The sequence below is a fragment of the Undibacterium sp. CY21W genome, assembly GCF_014284265.1.
GTDB lineage: Bacteria > Pseudomonadota > Gammaproteobacteria > Burkholderiales > Burkholderiaceae_D > Undibacterium > Undibacterium aquatile.
In genome coordinates this window covers 124,725-143,327 of sequence record NZ_JACOGE010000009.1, presented here as the reverse complement: position 1 = coordinate 143,327, position 18,603 = coordinate 124,725, and the positions used below count along the sequence as shown (strand labels likewise).

At 51.3% G+C, this 18,603-nt stretch carries 14 protein-coding genes and 1 tRNA gene; 5 read left to right on the top strand and 10 right to left on the bottom strand.

All coding sequences use genetic code 11. The features are described 5' to 3' along the window. Window positions 1-414 precede the first annotated feature (414 nt). Window positions 415-3,291, bottom strand: coding sequence for an alpha-1,6-glucosidase domain-containing protein (locus H8K29_RS17455; protein ID WP_186898610.1), 2,877 nt, complete (start codon window positions 3,289-3,291; stop codon window positions 415-417). Between the two features lie 226 nt (window positions 3,292-3,517). Here H8K29_RS17455 and H8K29_RS17450 point away from each other — a divergent pair, with 226 nt between their 5' ends. Together H8K29_RS17450 and H8K29_RS17445 are read left to right on the top strand one after the other, a co-directional pair. Beyond that, window positions 3,518-4,537 (top strand): glucokinase, encoded by a 1,020-nt coding sequence (locus tag H8K29_RS17450; RefSeq protein ID WP_370527218.1) that lies wholly within the window; start codon window positions 3,518-3,520, stop codon window positions 4,535-4,537. A gap of 30 nt (window positions 4,538-4,567) precedes the next feature. Continuing rightward, window positions 4,568-6,220 carry an alpha-amylase family glycosyl hydrolase gene (locus H8K29_RS17445; protein ID WP_186898609.1) on the top strand — a complete coding sequence of 551 codons (1,653 nt, stop codon included), beginning with the start codon at window positions 4,568-4,570 and terminating at the stop codon, window positions 6,218-6,220. 96 nt (window positions 6,221-6,316) lie between these two features. On the opposite strand, the gene H8K29_RS17440 is transcribed toward H8K29_RS17445, so the two are convergent. The 5 genes from H8K29_RS17440 to mutL form a co-directional block, all read right to left on the bottom strand. Then, the gene (locus tag H8K29_RS17440; RefSeq protein WP_255423435.1) at window positions 6,317-6,976 is read right to left on the bottom strand and encodes an energy-coupling factor ABC transporter permease; all 660 of its coding nucleotides are present in this window, start codon (window positions 6,974-6,976) and stop codon (window positions 6,317-6,319) included. A 132-nt stretch (window positions 6,977-7,108) separates the two neighbouring features. Then, window positions 7,109-9,391, bottom strand: coding sequence for an OmpA family protein (locus H8K29_RS17435; RefSeq protein WP_186898607.1), 2,283 nt, complete (start codon window positions 9,389-9,391; stop codon window positions 7,109-7,111). A gap of 328 nt (window positions 9,392-9,719) precedes the next feature. Then, window positions 9,720-9,796, bottom strand: a tRNA-Met gene (locus H8K29_RS17430). A 133-nt stretch (window positions 9,797-9,929) separates the two neighbouring features. Continuing rightward, window positions 9,930-10,877, bottom strand: a complete 948-nt coding sequence (gene miaA, locus H8K29_RS17425; protein ID WP_186898606.1) for a tRNA (adenosine(37)-N6)-dimethylallyltransferase MiaA — start codon at window positions 10,875-10,877, stop codon at window positions 9,930-9,932. Between the two features lie 64 nt (window positions 10,878-10,941). Next, window positions 10,942-12,816 (bottom strand): DNA mismatch repair endonuclease MutL, encoded by a 1,875-nt coding sequence (gene mutL, locus H8K29_RS17420; RefSeq protein WP_186898605.1) that lies wholly within the window; start codon window positions 12,814-12,816, stop codon window positions 10,942-10,944. 79 nt (window positions 12,817-12,895) lie between these two features. Here mutL and H8K29_RS17415 point away from each other — a divergent pair, with 79 nt between their 5' ends. Then, window positions 12,896-13,543, top strand: a complete 648-nt coding sequence (locus H8K29_RS17415) for a VTT domain-containing protein (RefSeq protein ID WP_186898604.1) — start codon at window positions 12,896-12,898, stop codon at window positions 13,541-13,543. A 5-nt stretch (window positions 13,544-13,548) separates the two neighbouring features. After that, entirely contained in the window at window positions 13,549-13,875 is a 327-nt protein-coding gene (locus H8K29_RS17410; protein ID WP_186885993.1) for a hypothetical protein, read from the top strand. A 57-nt stretch (window positions 13,876-13,932) separates the two neighbouring features. Here the strand turns inward: H8K29_RS17410 and H8K29_RS17405 are convergent, their stop codons facing one another. Then, window positions 13,933-15,363 (bottom strand): N-acetylmuramoyl-L-alanine amidase, encoded by a 1,431-nt coding sequence (locus tag H8K29_RS17405; protein WP_186898603.1) that lies wholly within the window; start codon window positions 15,361-15,363, stop codon window positions 13,933-13,935. Next, window positions 15,327-15,812, bottom strand: a complete 486-nt coding sequence (gene tsaE, locus H8K29_RS17400; protein ID WP_186898602.1) for a tRNA (adenosine(37)-N6)-threonylcarbamoyltransferase complex ATPase subunit type 1 TsaE — start codon at window positions 15,810-15,812, stop codon at window positions 15,327-15,329. Before tsaE ends, H8K29_RS17405 begins: the two co-directional genes overlap by 37 nt. A gap of 79 nt (window positions 15,813-15,891) precedes the next feature. On the opposite strand from tsaE, the gene queG reads away from it, so the two are divergent. Then, complete coding sequence (gene queG, locus H8K29_RS17395; RefSeq protein ID WP_186898601.1) at window positions 15,892-16,974, top strand: tRNA epoxyqueuosine(34) reductase QueG; 1,083 nt, start codon at window positions 15,892-15,894, stop codon at window positions 16,972-16,974. A 16-nt stretch (window positions 16,975-16,990) separates the two neighbouring features. Here queG and H8K29_RS17390 read toward each other — a convergent pair whose 3' ends face one another. Both H8K29_RS17390 and H8K29_RS17385 read right to left on the bottom strand, forming a co-directional pair. Beyond that, on the bottom strand, window positions 16,991-17,881 hold the full coding sequence (locus H8K29_RS17390; protein ID WP_186885989.1) for an AEC family transporter: 891 nt from the start codon (window positions 17,879-17,881) through the stop codon (window positions 16,991-16,993). A gap of 84 nt (window positions 17,882-17,965) precedes the next feature. Further along, a complete protein-coding gene (locus H8K29_RS17385; RefSeq protein WP_186885988.1) occupies window positions 17,966-18,556 on the bottom strand; it encodes a response regulator transcription factor in 591 nt (196 codons plus the stop codon). Window positions 18,557-18,603 lie beyond the last annotated feature (47 nt).

Below are 18,603 nucleotides of genomic sequence, written 5' to 3'. Positions count from 1 at the left end.
GATTTCGATGAGCTTGGTGCCCAAGCCATTGAGCAGTGCATACACCAGCACTACGTGAAACGCTATGACCAGCCCTATGCCCAGGAACTTCTTGCCCGGCTCTTGCTGGCGATCTGAAAAATCCATTCCGACTGTCTCCTTAAGCTAAGAATACGAAGGCGCTAATAATAACCTCTGTTGAATAAAAAATTTCGTCTGCTGCCTGAAAAGTTTTCATATTTTTTGTAGCAAAGACAGATTTTTTTTGCATATAGTCCCTTTTTTTGTTGTTAATACCTCTTTATTGCCAGTGCTGACCAGTGTTGGATTCGCCAGTCAGTCCACTTTGTTGCCTTTTTTGCTTTTGTTTGATGACTGAAAAAATATAGGCCTTAATATCGGTAGCACGATCATGATTTTGTGATGATGGCAATTTCAGTTGAGCTCGACAAAACACACTACGCTAAGCGCTGGGAGAATGAAGCTGCCACTCTCGCTGACAAAGTGCGCTTCATTGGCAATACGCTGATCGCCGGCACCATGCATCAGGTGTACCGGATGCAGTTGAAAGTGGCGACCTTGTTGTTCCGGAATGACTAAGCGCTGTTCCTGCTTGCTGACATTAATGAAATACATCACTGCTTTAAAGTGAGCTGTGCTCAGATTTTCGCCATTCAGATGGGCGGCGATGATGGCCGGATTTTGTTCCGGGCCAGTATTAAAGAAGCGCAGCCGCTGCTGAATATCTGTGCTGCTGGACAGGCGGAATAAGACGGAGCTGCTGCGTATTCTCAGCAGATCGCGAAACGCATCGCGGCTCATGGCAATATCCTGCGGGCGTGGCTTGATCCGCTGATCCGCCAGCAGTGGGCGCATGACAGGATAAAAACGCGCATTCTCTTTTTCAGGCGGTAGCCCGGTGCCGAAATAATTTTGTTGATACGTCCAGTCGAGCCGGTTGAACCAATCACCGGAATTGTAACTGTTGCCATCCAGCGATTTGGAACGCAGGATGTCTGATCCCGCATGGAAATACGCAATGCCCTGACTGAATGCCGTTAATCCTAATCCAATAATCTGCACTCTGGCACGGTCTTCGTGACTCGTTGTGAGGGGTAGCCGGAATGCATTGATGTCAAACAGAGTATGGTTATCGTGATTCTCAACATAATTAACGACTTCTGCTGGTGAGCTGACGTAGCCAGCAGGCTGATCGTTGTACTTAATCTCGCTGAGTTTTTTCGTCTGACCATCTGCGGTCTGCATGACGTAGTTAGCAATGGATCCAGCCAAGCCCACCCGCACCATGTCGGCACTACGCTGCACTGTATTGTTTAACAGCGCTGGCGATGCGCCGGCGGCTTCCAGTAAGCCATTGATATACCCCTTGTTTTGTACGATGGCAGCGGCATTGTCGCCATGCCCGCCACCGCGAATGGCATCGCGGGCACGATCGCTGAAGGTGCCGATCTGACTGCCATTCAATGCTAACTGAGATGCCTGAATAAAGCGGCTGCCATTCGCAACTTCGCCAAAATTCCAGCCTTCGCCTATCAGTTGTATCTCTCTGCCATTATCGGTCTGCAATGCTGCTTTTATTTTCTCCATGACCGCGCGAGGCTGATGCCCCATCAGATCAAAACGAAATGAATCCATCTTATATTCACGCGCCCATAGCCTGACGGAATCACTCATCAGCTTTGCCATCATGCGGTTTTCGGTCGCCGTGTTGCCGCAGGGCTGGCAAGTGGAATCTTCAACTTTTCCTTGTGCGTTCAGTCTGTGGTAATAGCCGGGAACGATACGATCGAGGACGGATTGCGGATGTTGCCCCGCAAACGCTGTATGGTTATAAACGACATCCATACCGACCCGCAGACCAGCCTGATGCAGCGCCATCACCATTTTTCTCAGTTCAAGAATACGCGTCGCACCATCGTCAGCATTGCTGGCATAACTACCTTCGGGAGCGTTGTAGTGATAAGGATCGTAGCCCCAGTTGAAGCAGTCTTTACCGGCCTGCGCATTGATGATTGCTTGTTGACGCAGGCTGTCTGCGCCACCGCTGACGTTAGGGCTGATGCAGTGGCGCTCGGGAATGGTGGCAATATCGAAAATCGGTAATAAGTGGATATCGGTGATACCCGCTTCGCTAAGCGCTTGCAGATGACGCATGCCAGCCGATGCCGGTTCGGTAAAGGCCAGATATTTGCCACGGTAGGCGGGGCGTACACTGCTGTCATTGATAGAAAAATCGCGCACATGCAGCTCGTAAATTGCCATGTCTGTCGGATTCTTTACCCGCTCGGGTATTTTGTGCTGATCCCAGCCTGCCGGTTTCAGCGTGGCATTTTGCAGGTCGGCGATATAACTGCGGCGCGAATCGCTGGTCAGGCTGATGGAATAAGGATCTGTGACGCGATTGCGTATCAGCCCTGCGCCTGGAACGAAGACATCGACCAGATAGCGGTAATAGCTGCCGCTCGCATCCTTATTTATTGAGCTTGCCCAGATGCCTGTGCGTTTATCCAATGTCATTGGTAGCATTGCGTTGGCATGGCTAGCTCCCGTCTTATATATGCAGGCACTGACGTGTTGTGCCGTTGGCGCCCATAAACGGAAGTTGGTACTTGCCCGCACGCTGCCATCAGCAGACGATGCGGTCACAGTGACACCAAGTTTTGTCTCTTCAGTAGCTGTCTGATACAGATCGTCTATCACACCGGCGATTTGTACATAGGTGAAATCAATGACTTCGCCACGCTCGTTTTCCTGAACCAGAGTCAACTGTTGCGTGAGTATATTTGCCAGTGTCTGCGCGGACAGCGAATGCCTGAGCAAAGCACCTTCGCCGATGAACTTGTATCGTTGCCGGATGTCTGTTGGCAGAGCCGTAGTTGTGGCAGTTGGGGTAGTCGTGCTGATTCTCAGATCGGCATCGCTGACAGGCAAACCTTTTTGTATGCGCAGTTTTCCGCTGGCTGATGCATAGAGGGTGAATGTCCCTTTTGGGCCTTTCCCTGGCCATTGGATAAAGTCGCGATTCAGCCAGTAGGCGCGGGCGTCTGACTGGATAGATGTCTTATTCAGGATGGTCTGATGTGAAGGGTGATCGCAATCGCGTACGTCAGATGTGCTGGTAAGCGGAGTTGTCTTTGCGTTGATTTGTGCCGAATCTGCCGTATCTGCCAATGTCGCAGAGCAAGTGGCATTCGAAAAGAATAAGGCTAAGGCGCTGACACAGGCGATCAGTCCGGCTCTTGTTCTGATTGGTACAGGCGAAGGCAACACGATGTGCTTGCTTATCTGCACTTTTGTCTCCAAATAAGTAGTTCAACTACATTTAGTATTTTTTGAATATCGCCAGAAAATCTTTGTTTTCTATAGGTTTGCGTTATTAATCAACAAATTTTGTCTGGTAAGTTAAAAAATATTAGACAGGCATATTTGATGAATGTAGTATTGTTACATAAATTTATCTGAACTTGTTCAGAAATTTTTTCAATTTGAGCTTATTCATACTAATGGTGAGAAGTCAGTGCAAGATTTAAAAAAACAAAACTACACATCGCCACGTTTGCTTGCCGATATCGGTGGGACGAATGCGCGTTTTGCGCTGGAAACCGAGCCGCATCGCTTTGAGGCTGTGGCGGTACTGGCGTGTAATGATTACGCTACATTGCATCTGGCGATCTCTGCTTACCTGCAAAGCGATGCAGTACAAAGAATCTGTCAGCAGCCTGTTCAGCATGCAGCGATAGCGATTGCGAATCCGGTTAATGGCGATCAGATCAGCATGACAAATCATCACTGGGCGTTCTCTATTCAGGCCTTGCGCGATGCCTTGCATTTGCAGACATTATTAGTTGTGAATGATTTCACGGCTTTGGCGATGGCTTTGCCTTACCTGGAAAATCATCAGCGCGTACAGATCGGTGGTGGGCAGGCGCAGCCAGAGCGGGTAATAGGCTTAATCGGACCTGGTACCGGTCTCGGCGTCTCCGGTATCGTCCCGGCTGGCAAGCAATGGATTCCTCTCAGCAGCGAAGGCGGGCATGCCAGCTTTTCTCCGGCTGATGCGGCAGAGGTCGATTTATTGAAAGTGATCTGGCGAGAATTTCCGCATGTTTCCGCTGAACGCTTAATCTCGGGTATGGGCTTGGAAATTATTTATCGCGCGCTGGGTGAATTACATGCGGACGGTGCGGATGCCAGTTTGTCTGCCGCCGATATCAGTCGTCGCGCATTGGACGGCAGTTGCGCCAGATGTCGCCAGACCGTTGCCCATTTCTGTGGCATGCTGGGAACAGCGGCTGGCAATCTTGCCATCACTTTAGGTGCGACCGGTGGCGTTTATATTGGTGGTGGCATCGTGCCGCGTCTCGGTGATTTATTTATGCAATCGTCTTTCCGTCAGCGTTTCGAGGCGAAAGGGCGGTTTGCAAACTATCTGGCGGCTATTCCGACCTTCCTTATCACTGCGGAATACCCAGCGTTTCTGGGCGTGTCTGCGATATTAGCGGAAAAATTATCGCTCGCTGATCACGCTACGCACTGATGTCGTATTGTTCTTTTATTCTTGCTTACTATGTCTCCTACATCGATCTCAGGTAATTCCGTTCAGCAATCTGATTCCCATTCGCAGTGGTGGCGCGAAGCGGTGATTTATCAGGTGTATCCGCGCAGCTTTTTGGATACCAATGGTGATGGTGTCGGCGATCTGCCAGGCATTACTGCAAAACTGGATTACATCGCACAGCTAGGCGTGGATATCGTCTGGATTTCACCATTCTTTACTTCACCGATGAAAGACTTTGGTTACGACGTGGCAGATTACTGTGATGTTGATCCTTTGTTCGGGACGCTGAGTGATTTTGACCGTTTGCTCGAACGGGCGCATGCATTGGGTTTGAAAGTCATGATTGATCAGGTGCTTTCGCATTGTTCGGATCAGCATCCATGGTTCGTGGAAAGCCGTCAAAGCCGTGATAATCCCAAGGCGGAATGGTATGTGTGGGCAGATCCGCAGGCAGATGGATCGCCGCCGAATAACTGGCTCTCTGTTTTTGGCGGATCTTCCTGGCAATGGGATGCGCGCCGCCGTCAATATTATCTGCATAATTTTCTGACGAGTCAGCCAGACCTGAATTTTCATCACCCTGATGTACAGCAGGCGCATTTGGACAACATGCGTTTCTGGCTGGAACGTGGCGTTGATGGTTTCCGCCTCGATGCCTGTAACTTTCATTTTCACGATCGTTCTTTGCGCAGTAATCCTCCGGCCACTAAGCGCGATACCAAGACGGTGCAAGACAATAATCCTTACGGTATGCAGTCGCATATTTATGACAAGACGCAGCCTGAGAATATCGCTTTTCTGGAAAAAATGCGCAGTCTGCTGAATGAATACGGCGCGATCGCGATCGGTGAGGTCGGTGCCGATGACTCGCTCGGCGTTATGGCTGAATACACCGCTGACGACAATAAACTGCATATGGCGTACAGCTTCAATTTACTGACGCCTGACGTGTCTGCAGCATATATCCGCACTCAGGTAGAGGAATTTGAAGCGCGGGTGAAAGGTGGCTGGGTTTCGTGGTCGGTAGGTAATCACGACGTGGTGCGTGTGATGTCCCGTTGGGGTGGCGATGCAGCTACACCGCAGTTTGCAAAAATGATGATGGCACTGCAGGCAGCCCTGAAGGGCACGCCATGTCTGTATCAGGGGGATGAGCTGGCGCTGACCGAGGCTGATATTGCGTATGAGGATATACAGGATCCTTATGGAATTACCTTCTGGCCGGAATTCAAAGGGCGCGACGGTTGCCGTACTCCTATGCCGTGGCGCGCCGATCAGCCGCATGGCGGATTTACCGGCGGTAAGCCGTGGTTGCCAGTGCCAGCTGAACATATCGCTGTTGCGGTATCGCAGCAGGAACAAGATCCGGATTCTGCTTTGACGTATGCGCGTCACATCTGGCGCTGGCGCAAGCAGCATCGACAACTGATGCTCGGCGAGATTCATTTTTTTGACGCGCCGGAACCTGTATTAGCGTTTTGTCGTCAGCTTGATGGCGAGCCGACAATTTTTGCCGCATTTAATTTAGGCGATCAGACTGTCAATTTTGTATGGCCGGAAGTGGCAGGAGCAATGCTGCTCACGGGCTACAATTTGCCCGGAACACTGAACAGCAAGACCTTGGAATTACCAGCGTTTGGCGCCTGGTTCGGCACGCGTTAAGAATGTTTGCAGGTGTGGCAGATCACACAATTTGTGTCGATTCTGTCGTGCCTGAGTATCTGAGGCAATCTGAGACAATGCTGGGAAATGAGGAAATTATTTCCCAGTCAGATAAATTTTGTCATCAAAAGTGAATAGCCATTCAGGGCGATAAACTGCAAAAATTGTCGTCAGAAAACCAACTAAAAATGCTTCACCCCATGTCAGTAACAGCATGTAGGCAATGGCGTCGCCAGGGATAATTTTCACTGGTGCGAGCAGCATGTGCGCTGTCAGAGCAAGTAGTCCCGCACTGGCGTTGACGACCAGTGAGCCAAAGAAACCATTGCCAAATAAGTATACAAACATGTGATGAGGTAAATACTGGCGGGTTTTGTTCAGTATCAGTTCACTCAGATAACTGGGGAAGACCGCCAGTACAAGAATATTCGCACCGAGATTCAGCCATATACCATCGTATTCTGCGGTGTATGCCAGCGTGGCAACTGCAATTCCTAAGATCGCCAGTGATCTGCCAAACATCAGTGCAAATAAGGCGACCCCCATCAGATGAAGATGCAGATCGTTATGAACGGGAACGCGCATACGCCATAGCAGTATCAGCACAATGATGCTGGCACACCAGGCGGAAAAAACGGTAGGTTCCTGCAAGCGCTGCCAGGGGATTTTGCGGATTTCCACCCCGAGCAGAACCAGTGCGACCAGCATTCCAAAAATGCATAAACTGATATCAACAGGAGTATAAAAAATGCCCATGGGAGATGCGCGACAGTTGTCCGGATGCTTATCATAATCCTGATTGGCTAACCACGCACTGCGTGATATCAAGAAAAAAAGACAAGCAAAAAAGTATCGTTGCTTGTCTTTTTAGTTTAAGCGCAGCACAAATCAGGGATCGACCAGGGTCACCGTCGCCGTTGCTGTTTTTCCTTTGCCGTCGCTTATGGTGTACTGAAAACTGTCACGTATAAAGCTGCCGAACGGCGAGAAAATCACCTTGTTACCTGAGATGCGGAGTGTGCCCGTATTTCCTGCCATCGGAGTGACCGATACGAGTGTCAAAGGATCGCCATCGGGGTCGCTGTCGTTGGCGAGTGGATCGATCGTTGTTTCAGTGGTACCGGGAACGATGAAGGAATCATTTCTGGCGACAGGCGCGTTATTTACCGGAGGAGCAATGACGTTGAGAGTGACTTGTGCACTTGCTTTTCCACCGCGACCATCGCTGATCGTATATTGAAAACTACCGGGTAAAGAATTGCTGCCCGAAGTGAAAATGACCTTGTTACCTGAAATACGGACGCTGCCGTTGTTTCCGGATAAAGCGGTAATTGCAGAAATGGTTAATGGATCGCCATCAGGGTCACGGTCGTTCGCGAGCAAATCAAGAACGATGTCCGAACTACCCGGGACGGTGAATGTATCGTCATTCGCGACTGGTGCCTTATTCGCAGCGGCAACGCTGACATTGACTTGCGCGGTGGATTGTCCGCCACGACCATCGTTGATGGTGTAAGTGAAGCTGTCATTACCGCTGTAATCGGGATGCGGAACATAGAGAATTTTTTGCGATTGTATCGTCGCCGTTCCGTGCGCAGCGTTGCCGACCGTGCTGATAGTGATTGCATCCGAATCCGGATCAGCGTCGTTACTTAAAACGTCGATCACGACGGATTGATTTTGCTGTGTGCTGGCGCTGTCGCTGGCCGCTTGTGGCGCGCGATTCAGGTAATTTCTGGTTTTAGTTTCGGTTTGAGTTTTTTCCTGATAGCGATACGTATCGACTGTGCGTTTATGCTCTACCGAGTTACGCAGTGCCCTGCGTATCCATGCCGGCTCTTGAGAAATATCCTCGCGTTTGTAAGTGACTTCCGCCGCCGGCGCAGGCAGAACCTGTTCTGGTATTTCTATGACTTCAGTTTTATCGATGCGGCTGACAAACTCGAGATCCACCCGGCGATTTTTTTCGCGCGTTTCTTTGGTTGCTGGATACTTAGGCTCCAACTTGCCTTTGCCTTCAACCACAACTTCTTCGGTATTTACCACACCCAAAGAGATCAGGTAATCCCGCACCGCCACCGCACGTGATAACGACAGTTTTTGGTTGTAGCTGACAGAGCCAATATCGCAGGTATGTCCGGTAATTCTGACATTGCCTTCATGCGGATATTTTTTCAAGGTTTCAGCGATTTTTGCTAATTCCTGTTTTGCAAAATCCGTTAACCCGGCACTATCGATTTTAAAGAACGCGTCACCAGTCATGGTTGTCGTTGTTTTGACCAGACGCTGCTCGGTTCTGGCAGGAATAATAGTCGGAGCTGTTGGTGTGGCGGGTACTTCAACCATCCTGTATTTTTGCTCAAAGCGACTGCTGGTACCGCCAAAACTATAGCGATACATCAGATTAATCCGGCGATCATTTTGTTGGCTGTCGAAATCCCCCGATTTGCGATACTGACCAATTTGCAGTGCCAGACTGTGCGGCGTACCAACAAAGAACTTTTCCGCAGTGAAGCTCACACCGATTTGTTTGCTGCTGGCTTTGCCCCATTCGTAATCAAGCCCAGCACTGACTCGCACGGCATTTTCCGTATAGTAGTGTCCCGCGCGGGCACCAACGCCATAATCATAGGCGCGCTCATACAGACGCGTATTTGTGGTTGTGGTGATGGTATCAATATATCCACGCCCGGCGTCATTGCCGTTTTGTTCGGTAATCGTTGTTGTCAGCGTGTTTTGTAACAGCCGTTTATTGCCGGGGCTGTAACTGGCATACACATGACCAAACCAATCCTGATTTTCCTGACCAATACCTATGCTGAGTTTTTTATCCTTTTGCTCATTCTGGTCGATTGCCGCAAAATATTTGACGACAGAATTTTGTTGCTGCGAGTGGTAACTCAGTTTGCCGCCGCCAGATTTATTGCTCAGCCATACTTCACCCAGCCAGACATTTGTCCCTGAGTCTGATAACACACCAAACAGTTCGCCCGTAAATGTGCCACCATTTTGATAGCCGATGCCGATGCGCGAATTTTCGCCGATGAATTGTAAATTGCCGCCGTTCTGAATGCCCGGATCTGTGGACTGTTGTGCCGAAGCCTGATTCAACTGGGCGAGCAAAGCGAGAAATAGAAGGGATAGCTTAGGTTGAGTGTATCGGGCAGACATAACAAGCGAAGTAGTGATTGAAACGAAACCATGCACGCGGGCTGGCGATAAATGATGGCAGGTCGCCTGATCAAAACGCTGCGTTAATTGGCATAAAAAAACCGCATCAGCCAGAGCGTAATGCGGACGTTTTAATTACTTCAAAAACGTATCAGGTGTATCTGATCGACTATCTCACCATCAAGAGTGCCCGATACTATATTTTGCTTGTTTGGGTGTCAAGCTTCACTGACGGGTTCGTCCAATCATAGCGATTTGTGTCGCAATCAATGGGAACAGGGGATGCAGAAAGAAAAAAGGGCTTACATTTCTGTAAGCCCTTGAATTCTGGTGGTGATAGGTGGACTTGAACCACCGACCCCAGCATTATGAGTGCTGTGCTCTAACCAGCTGAGCTATATCACCAAGAAGCCTTAGATTATGTCAGTTGGCTGTTCTGGTGTCAATACCAGGCATCTGTTTTTATGGAATTCATCGGGTATTTTGCAAAAAAACAAGCGGTTTTTCATGAAATAAGTGTCGAATTACTGCTTCTTGACTACATTCTTGCCATCTCCTGTTGTACCAGATGCAGGATTTGTTGTGATGGATTCTGGCTCAGGCAATCTATCAATATGCGCTCTGGCATGGAGCGTAACCAGGTGAGCTGGCGTTTTGCCAGCTGGCGGGTGGCGATAATGCCGCGTTCCCGCATCTCTTCGTAAGTGCAGAGATGATCAAGGTAATCCCATGCCTGACGATAGCCGACACAGCGTATCGACGGCAGATTTGCGTGTAAATCCTGTCGTTGCTTTAACTGTTTCACTTCCTCTAAAAAGCCGTTTTGCAGCATCAGATCGAAGCGGCTTGCGATACGCTGATGCAGAACGCTGCGATCTGAGGGTTCCAGAGAAATCGGCAGCATGGCGAACGCTGGCCCGGTTTTTGTTTGGCGGGCGAGCAGTGCAGACATAGCCTGTCCGCTCAGTGTGATGATTTCCAGCGCTCTTTGTATTCGCTGGCTGTCATTGGGATTCAGCCGTGCGGCCGTTTCAGGGTCGAGGGTCGCCAGACGCGCATGCAAACCCGGTACGCCTATGCGTTCTGCTTCGGCATCCAGTTCTGCTCGTAACGCGGGATCGGCACCGGGCAGATCATCGAGTCCGTGTTTCAGCGCATTGAAATACATCATGGTGCCGCCGACCAGAATGGGCAATTTACCTCTCGCCTGAATATCAGCGACCAGTCTTTCTGCATCTTTACGGAATTGCGCGACGGAATACGATTCCACCGGATCAATAATATCGATCAGATGGTGTGGCGCGCTGGCGAGTTCCTCGGCAGAGGGTTTGGCCGTGCCGATATCCATGCCGCGATAAATCAGTGCTGAATCAACAGAGATAATTTCGGACGGAATGTGTCTGGCGATTTCCAGCGCGGCAGCCGTTTTGCCGGATGCGGTCGGCCCCATGATCGCGATGACGTTGGCTGCATTCGAGGTGTTCATGCTAATTCCGTATTTATAATTGGTGCAGTCGGTAACGGTGTTGATAGTTCACGATGGTTAGAATTCACTGGCCACGCAAGAACATTTTATCGAGATCGTTCAGACCAAGTTGCACCCATGTTGGTCGCCCATGATTGCACTGATCAGCGCGCTCCGTTTGCTCCATCTGACGCAACAGCGCATTCATTTCCGGAACGGTGAGGCTGCGATTGGCACGCACCGCTGTATGACAGGCAAGGGTGCCGAGCAATTCATTGCGTCTGTCAATCAGGACGCGTGAGCCGCCGAATTCGCGCACTTCACGCAATACGTCTCGTGCGAGTGATTGTGCATCGGCATTTTTAAGCAATGCTGGCACGGCGCGCACCGCCAGCGTGGTGGGCGATATCGCCGCCATGTCAAACCCTAGCGCTTTTAATGTGTCCTGATGTTCTTCGACAGTGCCGACTTCAATTGCGTCAGCATAAAAGGTCACCGGGATCAGCATCGGTTGCACAGGCATGGCGTTTTCATCGAGCGCATTCTTGAGCTGCTCATACAAGATGCGTTCATGTGCGGCATGCATATCTACCAGTACCAGACCTTTGCTGTTTTGTGCGAGTACATACACACCGTGCAGTTGTGCCAGCGCAAAGCCCAGAGGATGTTCATCCTCTGGTAGTGCTTGTGTGGGAACGGCATTTTCTGCGCGGGAACTGTCGCTGAACATAGCACCATAACTTTGCAGATTCTGCGCGACACCATTACCGCTACCTGTCTGATTGCGACCCCATTGGTCGTAAGCATTCGGCGTGCTGTTGCCTGCATTCGTATAGGGGGACGGCGTTGCGAATTGCGCCGCAAACGTCGTTTGTTCACCGGCAATCCAGGGTATCGCTTTTCCTGCCAATACGGATGATGCCGATGCTGCGGTGGCAGGTGCCGGAACGGTGCCGAAAGCAGTGGCAGATGTCTGCGCCAGTGCACGGCTGACGGCATGAAATACAAATTGATGAACGGCGCGGCTATCGCGAAACCGCACTTCAATTTTTGATGGATGAACGTTTACATCAACCAGCGCCGGATCAAGATCCAGCGCCAGAACATAAGATGGATAGCGATCGCCATGCAACACATCCTGATAGGCAGCGCGTACCGCATGGGTCAATAATTTGTCACGGACAAAGCGGCCGTTCACATAGAAAAATTGTGCATCGGCACGCGCTTTAGAGGCGGTCGGCAAACCGACAAAACCATGCAGGCGCAATGGCCCTGCACTTTCATCGAGTGGCAGACGCGCGCTGGAAAATGCATCCCCAAGTATCTGCGCGCTGCGCTTATCAATTGCGCTGACATTCCAGTGATCAACCGCTTTGCCATTATGTGTGAGGGAAAACGAGACGTCGGGGCGCGCCAGCGCGATACGGCGGACAACCTCCGCACAATGACCGAACTCTGTTTGTTCTGATTTTAAAAATTTCCGGCGGGCGGGCGTGTTGTAATACAAATCCTGCACATCGACCGTGGTGCCCGGCGCACCCGATGCCGGAGAGACCTTACCATTTTCAATCTGCCACGCATGCGGCGCATCGGCGGTACGTGTCGTCAGCGTCAGCAAGGAAACCGAGGCGATGGAAGCGAGCGCTTCGCCGCGAAATCCCAGGGTCGCGACATTTTCCAGCTCCGTCAGCGAGGCGATTTTCGACGTTGCATGACGTGCCACGGCGAGTGACAATTGCTCTTGCGGTATGCCGCGTCCGTTATCGCTGATCGCTATCCGTTTGACGCCACCTTCTTCGAGCCGGATGGTGATGCTGCTGGCTCCCGCGTCCAGCGCGTTTTCCAGCACTTCCTTGACGACGGCAGAAGGCCGTTCGACGACTTCGCCGGCAGCAATTTGAGAGATCAGGTTATCAGGCAGCGCCTGAATCGGACGGTAAGGAGAGGAATTCGGATTCATCGCGAGATTATACCTGCGCTGTCTTGCGTGTACTGCGGCTTAGTGTATGATTGCCGCGATTTCTTTGACTGGAACAATAATGGATTTCATGCAACTGTTAGACATGATTTTGCATGTCGATAAGATGTTGGGGATGGTGATTGCGGAATACGGAACGCTGGTGTACGTCGTTTTGTTTGCGATTGTTTTTTGTGAGACTGCCTTTGTGATTTTTCCGTTTTTACCCGGCGATTCATTATTGTTTATTGCCGGCGCTTTTTGCGCGACGGGTGCGATGAACCCCTGGCTGCTGGTAGGTTTATTGCTGCTTGCATCGATCTCCGGCAACACGATTAACTACTGGATCGGCAGCCTGATTGGTCACAAAGTCATGGCGCATGACTATCGCTGGATAGATAAGGCGGCGCTGAAAAAGACCCATGAATTTTATGAAAAGCATGGCGGTAAAACCGTTGTGCTGGCGCGTTTTGTGCCTATCGTGCGTACCTTTGCGCCTTTCGTGGCGGGTATCTCTGATATGACACACCGTACTTTCCAGCTCTTCAATGTGCTTGGTGCGTTGTTATGGATATTGTCGCTGGTCATGAGCGGTTACTTCTTCGGTAACATTCCTTTCATACAGAAAAATCTGAACGCCATCGTACTGGTGGGGGTCGGCGCCGCGATTGTGCCTCTGTTGCTGGGGGCATTGTGGAAAATGCTGAAGCGCTTGCGTAAAGCGGTCTGACGATTGTGAAAAAGCCGACTTCATCGACGCTGATCTGGCTACGTCAGCAAGCGCCGTTGAAACCAGAAGTCGGCCTGGCCTGTAATGGCTGTGGTGTTTGCTGCGCTGCCGAGCCTTGCCCGGTGGCGCTTGTTTTTTTGTGGCAGCGGCATGGAAGTTGCCGCGCCTTATTATGGGATCAGGCTTCAATGTCCTACCGCTGTGGCATGCTGACTCAGCCTGCACAGTATCTGCGCTGGCTTCCGCTACGCTGGCAAGCCTGGTTTGCGCGCAGAGTCCGACGCTGGATCGCCGCTGGCGTTGGCTGCGATTCCAGCGCACAGGCAGAATAAAAAATGCCCGGCGAAATCGTCGGGCATCGTTGTGCTAACTCTGTTGCGGATGATGGATCAGGTCAGCCGGCTTTTTGCCAATGGCGGATTTTTCGAAAAATATTTCTTAATACCTTTCATCACTGCATCCGCCATCTGATCCTGATACGCATCATCGGTCAGTTTTGCTTCCTCTTCCGGATTCGAAATAAACGCCGTTTCTATCAATATGCTGGGAATATCCGGCGCTTTCAGTACCGCAAATCCGGCTTGTTCCACCGAGCCTTTGTGCAATTTATTGATACCGCTGATTTCTGTCAGCACAACTTTGCCGAGTTTTAAGCTATCGTTGATCTGCGCCGTTGTGGATAAATCCAGCAAGACGCTGGCGAGCTGTTTGTCGTGATTTTTGATATTCACGCCACCGATCAGATCGGCCGCATTTTCTTTATCCGCCAGCCAGCGCGCCGCGGTTGAACTCGCACCTTTGTCGGATAACACAAACACCGACGAACCACGCGCAGATGAATTCACAAACGCGTCGGCATGCACCGACATGAATAAATCGGCCTGCACCGCTCTGGCTTTTTGCACCCGCACGTTCAGCGGCACAAAATAATCGGCATCGCGCGTCAGCATTACGCGCATATTTGGTTGCTGTTCTATTTTGGCTTTCAGTCGTTTGGCAATCGCCAGAACCACATCTTTTTCGCGGCTGCCACCACGCCCGGTGGCGCCGGGATCTTCACCGCCATGACCCGGATCAATCGCAATTGTGATCATGCGGGTCATCGCCGGTGCAGCCGATTTGTCTGGTGATTTTTCACTCAGATGCGGTTCAGTTTTTTCGCTGTGTTTCAGCGCCGACTTATCATCAGGCTTAGCCTCCGCCATGAGTTCCGGTTTAGATGCTTTTGGATCAGATTTGCCATCGGCTTTGACTTCACCCGCCATCGTCGGGGTGGTCGGGGCGACGCTTCTGGTCTGAGTGTCTTTGTGCCACTCGCCTTTCTCTATCAGCGCGGCAATTGGGTCGGCCGGATTGGCTGGATACAGATCGAAGACCAGCCGGTGTTTATAGTTGCCAACAGGTTGCAGAGTAAACACCTGTGGGCTGATTTCTTCTTTTAAATCGAACACCAGGCGCACAACGTTCGGTTTATTCTGACCAACCCGCACCTGCTTGATGTAAGGGTCATTCGGCTGTATCTTCGCCACCAGTTCTTTCAGGGTGGGATTTAATTCCAGACCTTCGATATCAACCACCAGGCGCTCAGGATTTTTTACTGTAAAAAAATTGGTATTGAGCTCAATATCATTTTCCAGGGTGACGCGGGTGTAATCTTCGGCAGGCCAGACCCGGACAGCAAGAATTTTCGCCGCATTTGCTGCTTGCGGCACACAAACGGAAAGCAGCAGGGTGCCGCCAGCTTTAATGAAAGCGCGTCGCTTTCCTGATGGGGATTTCTGGCTTACAGATTGGGGGCGAATTGGAGTGATGCGAGACATGCGATACCTTTGGCAGACAACGCCTGCAATTCTACCTCACGACCATCACCTGCAACGCTTAAAAATACATTCAGATCAGGTTCTGGCAGCACGCCATCTGCTTTTTCTGGCCATTCGACGATACAGATATTCGATGCGTTAAACTCTTCGCGGAATCCGGCGTCCAGAAATTCTTCGGCGCTCAGCATACGGTACAGATCAAAATGCATGATCGTTGTTGTTTGCGATTGGATTTTTACCTGATACGGTTCTGCCAGTGTATAAGTCGGGCTTTTTACATTGCCGGTAAAACCAGCGGCGTGAATCATGGCGCGGGTGAGGGCGGTTTTACCAGCACCCAGATCGCCGTGCAGAAAAATAACCAGCCCCGGCACTAAAGTGTGGGCGAGACTTTTTCCTAATGCCTGCGTTGCTGCTTCATCCGGCAGTGTGGTTTTATAATGTGACATTTCCTGCAAAGTCCGTATTCATGAATTCGCTAAACATAGCATATTGCCCCGCCCTTGTGTATTTGCCGGAGTCTGCCGCGTGAATCTGGATGTCGACAGCTTATCTGCTTTATCCGCACAGATCAAAAGCTGGGGCAAAGAACTCGGCTTTGCAGAAATTCGTATTGCCGATGTTGATCTCAGCCACACCGAAGCCGGTTTTCAGAAATGGCTGGACGCCGGTTTTCATGGCGATATGGCGTATATGGCGGCGCATGGCACCAAGCGCAGTCGCCCGGCTGAATTAGTGCCTGGCACCGTCAGGGTGATTTCGGCACGCATGAATTACTTGCCAGCCGATCCGCACTGGCGCGCTGCGGAAGCACAGCATACTGCAGATACAGCGGTGATTTCTATCTATGCGCGCGGTCGCGATTATCACAAAGTTTTACGCAGTCGCCTGCAGCAGCTCGCAGAAAAAATCAGTCAACAGATCGGTGATTTTGGCTACCGTGTCTTCACTGATTCTGCGCCGGTAATGGAAGTGGCGCTGGCAGAAAAATCGGGTCTCGGCTGGCGTGGCAAACATACCTTGCTATTGAGCCGTGAAGCAGGTTCCATGTTTTTTCTGGGCGAGATACTGGTCGATCTGCCGTTGCCGCTTGACCCGCCAGTTGGCAATCACTGCGGTCAGTGTTCATCGTGTATCGATGTCTGCCCAACGAAGGCGATAGTTGCACCATACACCGTCGATGCACGGCGCTGTGTGTCGTATCTGACGATAGAACTGCACGGCAGTATCCCAATCGAATTCCGGCCGCTGATCGGTAACAGGGTGTATGGTTGCGACGATTGCCAGTTGCATTGTCCGTGGAATAAATTTGCGCAAGTTGCCGCAGTCGGTGATTTTGCAGTCAGGAATGGTTTGGATCACGCGCGCATGGTGCATTTGTTTGCGTGGACGGAAGAGCAGTTTTTGCGCATGCTGGAAGGCAGCCCTATCCGTCGTATCGGGCATGAACGCTGGTTGCGCAATATCGCGGTTGGTCTTGGTAATGCGGCGACCACGATGTGCGGCGATGCGGGCATCGTGGCGGCCTTACGCGCGCGTCTTGATCATCCGTCAGAGATGGTGCGTGAGCATGTGATCTGGGCGCTAGCCTGCCATGGCCTGAGCGCGTAGTGAAAATGTGGTGCTGCTATCGCACCAGCGCCAGCCAGATCGGCAGGGTCAGTACTGACAATACGGTGCTGGCAGAAATCAGAAATGCGACGAACGGGCCATTGCCACCCATGCGCGCCGCCAGCACGTAGGCGCTCGATGCAGTCGGCAGCGCACAGAAAATGACGGCGATCTGCAATTGCAGAGCTGGCAATTCCAGCCAGCGGCCAAGTACCAGCGCTATCGCCGGTAACGCCAGCAATTTCACCGAGAGAAAATAGGCGGCGATACCTTTCGCTTCGTGTATCGCTGACACCTTCATCCCGGCACCCACGGCAAGCAAGCCGAGTGCGATGGCGGCATTGCCCAGCCGCGACAGCGTTGCGGCTATTCCTTCCGGTAAGGGAATGTCCAGCAGACTGACGATCACACCGCTGGCGGTGCCCACCACCAGCGGGTTACTGGCGATTTCTTTCAGCAAGCGACCACTGTTATGAGCCAGCGCATAGACCGCTGCCATATTGCAGAGTGGAACCAGAAAGCCTATCAGTAATGCCATCAGCGCGGTGCCCTGATCTCCCGCGAGGCGGGACGCGATCGCCAGCGCAATATAAGAATTGAAGCGGAATGCCGTCTGCACGCCCGATTCAAAAATACGCGGTGCTGTTTTGAACAGATACTTCGCGAGCCAGCCCAGCAACATGCCAGCTATCGTGGCGATGATGGCGACCTGCAACAGATGTCCGGTCGCATGAAAATCAAAACGTGTGCGTGCGGTGGTGTAAAACAGCAGGGCAGGAAACAGCAGGAAGTAAACGAGCTTTTCGACACCAGCCCAGAAATGGCCTCCCCAGTGGGAATGACGGGCGAGCAGGAAGCCGATCAGAATTAAACTAAAATCAGGAAAGAGTAAGGTGAAGATAGACATACTGGGTGGAGTATATTTCAACCCCTAATGTTTACAAGGAGAATAGGGTGAAAATCAAGGATACTCCCCCATTTTTACTAAAAACTACTTCAGGATTCCCGCCAGTTCGACGGCAGTTTTGACTTGCATTTTGTCGAACACATGCGCGCGGTGCACTTCCACGGTACGCATGCTGATACCGAGTTCATCGGCGATGACCTTGTTCATTTTGCCGAGCAAAATCAGTTCCAGCACTTCTTTTTCGCGCGCAGATAAGGTCGCCAGACGTTCATGCACGGCAGCAGAAACACCCGCTGCACGCGATTGCGCCAGCGCTTCCTGCACTCTGTCCATGAGCTTGTTATCGTTAAATGGTTTTTCAAAGAAATCAAAAGCACCGCGTTTGAGCGTATCGACCGCCATCGGCACGTCGCCATGCCCGGTCAGAAAAATCACCGGCAGACGTTTGGTCAGTTTTTTGCCGGATAAAATATCAAACAGATGAATGCCGCTCAGCCCTTCCATGCGCACATCCAGCAAAATGCAGTCGCCTTCGGCATCGAAGCGCAAAGGTTGATCGAGCGAGGCAAGAAACTGTTCTGCACTGCTGTAGCCAATCGCGGCAATCTGGCGCGAACGGGCGAGCCAGGAAAGTGAATCGCGGATCACGTCCTCGTCGTCAATGATGTGTAGCATGTCGTCTCCAATTGCGATATCAGAATGTCACGGGCAGAAGCGGTCAC